The following is a 6,383-nucleotide window of genomic DNA, read 5'->3' as shown; positions in this document are numbered from 1 at the left end:
ACGACGACCGCGCCCCGCGTCGCGACGACGACCGCGCCCCGCGCCGGTTCGACCGTGACGACCGCGCTCCCCGTCGCTCCGACCGTGACGACCGCGCCCCGCGTCGCGACGACGACCGCGCCCCGCGCCGGTTCGACCGTGACGACCGTGCCCCGCGCCGGTTCGACCGTGACGAGCGTCCCCAGCGCCGTTCCTTCGACGACGACCGTGCCCCCCGCCGCGACCGCGACGATGCGCGCCCCGCGTACGTCCCCGCGGACGACGTCAAGCTCGAGAAGCTCCAGGCCGAGGCGACCGTCGCGGCCGACGTCGAGGGCGTGAGCTTCACCGACCTCGGCATCGGCGGCAACATCTCCCGCACCCTGGCTGAGATGGGCGCCACGAGCCCGTTCCCGATCCAGGCGGCGACGATCCCCGACGTGCTGTCCGGCAAGGACGTCCTCGGCCGAGGCCGCACCGGCTCCGGCAAGACCATCGCGTTCGGCGCGCCCCTGGTCGAGAAGCTCATGGAGCACGGCGGCGGCACGAAGCGCAAGATGGGCCGCGCTCCGCGTGCGCTCATCCTCGCTCCGACCCGCGAGCTCGCCCTGCAGATCGACCGCACCGTGCAGCCGATCGCCCGCTCGGTCGGCCTCTTCACGACGCAGATCTACGGCGGTGTGCCCTACGGCCGCCAGGAGGGTGCCCTCGAGCGTGGCGTCGACATCATCGTCGGCACGCCGGGCCGCGTGCAGGACCTCATGAACAAGGGGAAGCTCGACCTCAGCGAGGTCGTCGTCTCCGTGCTCGACGAGGCCGACCACATGTGCGACCTCGGGTTCCTCGAACCGGTGCGCGAGATCCTCTCCGCGACCGCCGAGGTCACCCCGCAGGGCAACCGCGCCCAGAAGCTCCTGTTCAGCGCCACGCTCGACGCCCAGGTCGCGTCGCTCGTGTCCGAGTTCCTGCACGAGCCGAGCGTCCACGAGGTCGCCGGCGAGGACCAGGCCTCCTCGACCATCGACCACCGCGTGCTGGTCGTCGAGCAGCGCCAGAAGGACCAGGTCCTCGAGGAGCTCGTCGCCGGCGACGGCAAGACGATCGTCTTCGCCCGCACCCGCGCCTACGCCGAGCGCCTGGCCGACCAGTTCGAGGACGCCGGCATCCGCGCGACCTCGCTGCACGGTGACCTCAACCAGTCGCGCCGCACGCGCAACCTGCAGCTGCTCACGAGCGGCCGGGTGAACGTGCTCGTCGCGACCGACGTGGCCGCGCGTGGCATCCACGTCGACGACGTCTCGCTCGTCGTGCAGGCGGACGCCCCGGACGACTACAAGGCGTACATGCACCGCTCGGGCCGCACGGGTCGTGCCGGCAAGGAGGGCACGGTCGTCACGCTCGTCCCGCGTGGCCGCATCCGGAAGATCGAGGGCATCCTCGAGAACGCCGAGATCGAGGCGGACCTCGTGCAGGCCGCTCCCGGTGACGGCATCGTCGCGGAGCTCGCCGCGCGCTAGACGCGACCACACGACGCGACGGGAGGCGCGGTGCCGGCTGGCACCGCGCCTCCCGTCCGTCGTCCTGCCCGCGAACTCCGCAGGACGCAACGTTCCCGAGAGCTCGCAGCGGCACGACGCTGCGAGCCGTCGCCGAGGTTGCGTCCCGCGGACGCGTCGGCGACGTGTCAGCGGCTGAAGAAGAGCAGCCCGCGCACGTAGCCGGCCTGGCCGGCGTGCTGCGTGCAGTCGTCGAGGATGCTGACGAGCCGTGCGCCGCGGGTCACGGGCGGGTCCCACGCCTCGTCGACGACGGCGTCGAGGTCCTCCGGCGTGAGCGTCGCCAGGTACGCGACGGTGCGCTCGTGGACCGCGCGGAGGTAGCCGTTCAGCAGCTCCGCCGAGGCGCGCACGCGACCGACGTCGTCGCGCGACATCCCGTAGCCGAGCGCGTCGGCCGGGAACGGCAGGCCGAAGCGCTCCACCCAGCCGTCCGCGGTCCAGACCTGCTCGGAACCGGCGAGGTCGGCGACCTGCGCGTCCTGCCCGCGTGCGATGTGCCAGGCGAGCCAAGCGAGGGTGTTCGCGCCGGCTGCCGGGCGGGCGGCGAGCTGGTCCGCGGACAGGCCGTCGAGCGCGCGCTCCACGGTCTCGGGGACGCGGGAGAACGCTTCGGTGAGGAGTTCGGCAGGGGTCATGCGGCCGACGCTACGCGCGTTCGCGGACCCGACGCTCGGTGGCGTGCGGGGATGCCCCGCGCCGGGGCGTGTGCGACCCGTCGGGGGTCTAGCGTGCGGTGGCCGCGCGGTACCGCCGGTCGAGCGCTGCTCCGATGTCCTCGAGGGCAGCGGCGACGCCGACCCGCTCGGCGGCGGGGACGGCCTCGCTGAAGGCCGAGGCGTACGCGGCACCGACCGCTCGTGCGACGGCTGCTCCCGACGGGGTCAGGTGGACGAGGATGCTCCGCCGGTCGCCCGGGTTCGGTCGTCGTTCGAGGTGCCCGTGGCGCTCGAGCCGGTCGAGCAGCGAGGTCATCGCACCGGTGCTCAGCTCGAGCACGTCGCCGGCCTGCTTCGGTGTCGTCGCCTGCCCCTCCGACGCTGCCAGGTGCACCAGGAACCGTGTGTCCGTGATGCCGAGGCCCTGCGCGGCGCTCTCGTGCGCGAGGACCCGTGCGTGCCGGACCTGCAGGACCCGGAAGGCCGCGATCATCCGTGCGAGCCCGGCGTCGTCCGGGTCGGTGCCGGCACGGAGCGCCGGTGGAGCGACGTCGGGATCGACGCCGATCTCGACGTCGATCTCGACGACGGGGGAGACGGGGGCCGGGGGGAGGCCGGTCGTGACGGTCAGGGGAGGCAGTGCGGGGGAGGTGTCCGTCACGGGGTGGCTCTTCTCGGGTGGTGATCGCGGCGGCGATCTGCGGGACGCGGGCGGACCCGGGTCAGAGGTCCATGCAACAAGTATCTCAACGATTGAGATACCCCCAACAATGGGGTCATTGCTTCTCTTGTCATCAACACGGGTGGGAAGTAACTTGATCGTCGTAGTACACAGGCACCGTAGCGCGACCAACCACCGCGGGTCCGGAGCCACCACCGATCAGCATCTCTCTCCTCCGGAGGACAACCATGTCCCGTGTGTCCCCTCGCGCAGCCCGTCTCGCCGCCTGGATCGCCGTACCCGCCGCCCTCGTCGCCTCCGGCGTCGTCGTGTCGACCGCCTCGTACTCGGCCTTCTCGGCCACCACCACCAACCCCACCAGCAACTGGACAGCCGGCACCGTCGCGCTGTCCGACGACGATGCGAACACCGCGCTCTTCACCGCCGCGAACCTCAAGCCCGGCTCGTCCGACAGCAAGTGCATCACCGTGACCTCCACCGGTTCGCTGGCGTCGACCGTGAAGCTCTACGCCACCTCGCCGTCCACCTCGTCCGTGCTCGCGCAGAACACCACGATCAAGATCGAGCAGGGCACCGGTGGCGGGTTCTCCTCGTGCTCGGGCTTCACCCCGGCGGCGACCGGCGGGACCCTCTTCGAGAACAGCCTGCCGACCCTCGGCACGCAGGCCACGAACTTCGCCTCCGGCCTCGGTGCCTGGACCACGACCGGCGCCGCCAGCGAGACCCGCGTCTACAAGGTGACCTACACCGTGTCCCCGAACACGCCGAACACGGCACAGGCCAACACCGCGCAGATCGGGCTCACCTGGGAGGCCCAGAACAACTAGCAGGGCACCCCGTCCGTCAGCACGCCCCCGGTCGAAGGCAGTCATGGTCAGCATCGCAGTGCACGGTGGTCACACCCCGCACGACGTGCTGCGCGACGCCGTCGGTTGGGGGCGTGTCGTCGTCGGGACGGCCGCCCGTGCCGTCGTCGTCACACTCCTCGGACTGGCACTGTGGTCGGCCGCCCCGGCGCTGCTCGGGTGGCACCCCACCACCGTGATGACCGGCTCGATGGCGCCGCGGCTAGCCCCGGGCGACGTCGTGGTCTCGCGCCCGGTCGCACCGGCCGAGATCCGTCCCGGACAGGTCCTGCTCGCCGACGACCCGGACCAGCCGGGACACCTGCGGATGCACCGGTTCGTCGAGCCGGGCCCGGACGGCACCGTCGTCACGAAGGGTGACGCCAACCCGCAGGCGGACTCCACGCCGACCGAGCGCTCCGCGGTGCACGGGGTCGCCGTCCTGCGGGTGCCGTCCGTCGCCACCCCGGTGCTCTGGGTCCGCGAGGGCCGCTGGGTCGAGGTCGGCACCGCCGCCCTCGCGCTCGTCGCCGTGCTCCTGCTCTGCACGGTCGACGGTCCGCTCCGTCGGCGCGGCCCCCGGCACCGCGGGGACAACGGAACCACGGGTGGCGGTGGGACCACGGGCCACGGCCTGGAGGCACGGCTCGCCTCCGCCCCGCCGGCTGCGGCCGGCACCGCGGAGCCACCGCACCGTCGGTCGCCTCGTCCCGTGGCGCGCCACGTCGGCGGACACCACGGCGCCGTGCCCCGCGAGGTCGTCCGGAGCGGCGGGAGCGCACGGCGCAGCGGGACGCTCGGGGTCGTCGCCGTCGTGGTCGGGGCGAGCGCCGTGCTCGTGCCGACACAGGCCGATGCTGCACCGTTCGGTCGGGCCACGGACACGGCCGTCCGGCTCACGGCGTCGACCGTGCCGGTCGCCACCCCCCTCTCGTGCACGGACGCCAGCAACGGGTCGGTCGTGATCGCTTGGGACTACTCGGGCGACGAACCGAGGTCGTTCGCCCTCTCCGACAACACCGGCACCGTGCTCGCGACCACGACCGACGGGAAGGCGCGGACCGCGACCGTGAAGCTCAGCGGTGGTCTACTCGACCTCGAGACGCAGCGCACGGTGCGCATCCAGACGAACGCCGTCGGCACCTGGACGTCGCTCCCCAGCGCACCGGTCGCGATCAAGTACACGTCGATCCTCGGATTCGGCGCCGGCACGCGCTGCGTGCGCTGACCTCCTGCACAGGAGCGCTCGGCGCACCGGTCCTCCACAGGGCGGCACGGGCTCGCCGGTGATGTCCCCGGCCGCCGCTACCGTGACGGCATGCGGATCCTCCACACCGGCGACTGGCACCTCGGCCGCACGCTGCTCGGTGCGGACCTGCTCGGACACCAGTCGGTCTTCGCGGACTTCCTCGTCGACACCGTCCGCGACCGCGCGGTCGACCTGGTCGTGATCGCCGGCGACGTCTACGACCGCGCGATCCCGCCGGTGGACGCCGTCCGGCTCCTCTCCCGGACGCTCGAACGCCTGGCCGAGACGGCGACGGTCGTGCTCACGCCGGGCAACCACGACTCCGCCGCCCGGCTCGGCTTCGGTGCCGGGGTCATGCACGACCGCGTCCGGATCCTGGCGGAGCCCGCGGGCATCGGCACGCCGGTGCTCCTCGACGACGACCACGGCCCGGTCGCCGTGTACGGGATCCCGTTCCTGCACCCCGACCTCACGCGGTACGCCCTGGCCGACGTGCCGGACGAACCCCTCGCCCGGTCCCACCAGGCGGTGGTCGGGGCAGCGACCGCACGGATCCGCGCGGACCTCGCGACCCGCCCCGGTACCCGCAGCATCGTCGTCGCACACGCCTTCGTGGGCGGGGCGGCACCGAGCGACAGCGAACAGGACATCCGCGTCGGCGGGGTCGACCAGGTCGCCGCGTCGGTGTTCGACGGCATCGACTACGTCGCGCTCGGACACCTCCACGGACCGCAGCGGGTGGGCACGAGCGACCGCATCCGGTACGCGGGTTCGCCGCTGGCGTTCTCGTTCGGCGAGCGGCACCAGCGCAAGAGCGTCACCCTCGTCGAGCTGGCGGCCGACGGCGCGGTCTCGGTCGAGCTCGTGCCCGCCCCCGTCACGCGTCGGCTCGTCGACGTCAGGACCTCCATGGCCGCGATCGAGTCCGGCGAGTACCGCGCGGACGCCGACGCCTGGGTCCGCGTCGCGGTGACCGACACGGTGCACCCGGAGCGCATGTACGCCCGCGTGAAGGACCACTTCCCGCACGCGCTGGCGATCACGCACGAGCCCGCCGACCGGCCGGAACGCCAGGCCGCGCGGTCGGTCACCGCGACCTCCGACCCCGTCGAGGTCGCCGCCGACTTCGTCGCGTTCGCCACGGGCGCCGCGCCGTCCGAGGGCGACCGCGCGGTCCTGACCGAGGCGTACGAGGCCGCCGTCCTCGCGCTGCACGACGACCGGGGGCGCTGATGTACCTGCACCGACTCGAACTCCGGGCGATCGGGCCCTACCCCGAGCTCGTCTCGATCGACTTCGCGGCGCTCGCCGCCTCCGGGGTGTTCCTGCTCGAGGGGCCGACGGGCTCCGGCAAGTCGACCATCATCGACGCCGTGGTCTTCGCCCTGTACGGCGGACTCGCGGGCGAGGGCA

The 6,383-nt window shown here is 73.0% G+C and carries 7 protein-coding genes; 5 read left to right on the top strand and 2 right to left on the bottom strand.

Translation table 11 applies throughout. The features are described 5' to 3' along the window. Positions 1-1,496 (top strand): DEAD/DEAH box helicase (locus D8M35_RS14895; protein WP_148113391.1); only part of this gene is annotated, 1,496 nt, incomplete at its 5' end. 167 nt (positions 1,497-1,663) lie between these two features. Here D8M35_RS14895 and D8M35_RS14890 read toward each other — a convergent pair. Beyond that, positions 1,664-2,173 (bottom strand): DinB family protein, encoded by a 510-nt coding sequence (locus D8M35_RS14890; protein ID WP_126892546.1) that lies wholly within the window; start codon positions 2,171-2,173, stop codon positions 1,664-1,666. Positions 2,174-2,261: 88 nt separating this feature from the next. Beyond that, positions 2,262-2,855, bottom strand: a complete 594-nt coding sequence (locus D8M35_RS14885) for a MarR family transcriptional regulator (RefSeq protein ID WP_126892545.1) — start codon at positions 2,853-2,855, stop codon at positions 2,262-2,264. Between the two features lie 248 nt (positions 2,856-3,103). Here D8M35_RS14885 and D8M35_RS14880 point away from each other — a divergent pair, with 248 nt between their 5' ends. The 4 genes from D8M35_RS14880 to D8M35_RS14865 all read left to right on the top strand — a co-directional run. Further along, complete coding sequence (locus D8M35_RS14880) at positions 3,104-3,703, top strand: hypothetical protein (RefSeq protein ID WP_126892544.1); 600 nt, start codon at positions 3,104-3,106, stop codon at positions 3,701-3,703. A 43-nt stretch (positions 3,704-3,746) separates the two neighbouring features. Continuing rightward, complete coding sequence (locus D8M35_RS14875) at positions 3,747-4,949, top strand: S24/S26 family peptidase (protein WP_126892543.1); 1,203 nt, start codon at positions 3,747-3,749, stop codon at positions 4,947-4,949. A gap of 90 nt (positions 4,950-5,039) precedes the next feature. After that, positions 5,040-6,203, top strand: coding sequence for an exonuclease SbcCD subunit D C-terminal domain-containing protein (locus tag D8M35_RS14870; RefSeq protein ID WP_126892542.1), 1,164 nt, complete (start codon positions 5,040-5,042; stop codon positions 6,201-6,203). Then, a partial coding sequence (locus tag D8M35_RS14865; RefSeq protein WP_148113390.1) for an AAA family ATPase occupies positions 6,203-6,383 on the top strand: 181 nt, incomplete at its 3' end. The genes D8M35_RS14870 and D8M35_RS14865, both read left to right, overlap by 1 nt.

It is taken from the genome of Curtobacterium sp. HSID17257 (assembly GCF_003989515.1).
In the GTDB taxonomy this organism is placed as follows: Bacteria; Actinomycetota; Actinomycetes; order Actinomycetales; family Microbacteriaceae; genus Curtobacterium.
This window is presented reverse-complemented; position numbering and strand designations above follow the sequence as displayed.

What these genes read in the sequence shown, in the direction of transcription:
- D8M35_RS14870 (WP_126892542.1), top strand. Translation starts at nt 5,040, where the DNA reads ATGCGGATCCTCCACACCGGCGACTGGCACCTCGGCCGCACGCTGCTC.
- D8M35_RS14880 (WP_126892544.1), top strand. Translation starts at nt 3,104, where the DNA reads ATGTCCCGTGTGTCCCCTCGCGCAGCCCGTCTCGCCGCCTGGATCGCC.
- D8M35_RS14875 (WP_126892543.1), top strand. Translation starts at nt 3,747, where the DNA reads ATGGTCAGCATCGCAGTGCACGGTGGTCACACCCCGCACGACGTGCTG.
- D8M35_RS14890 (WP_126892546.1), bottom strand. Translation starts at nt 2,173, where the DNA reads ATGACCCCTGCCGAACTCCTCACCGAAGCGTTCTCCCGCGTCCCCGAG.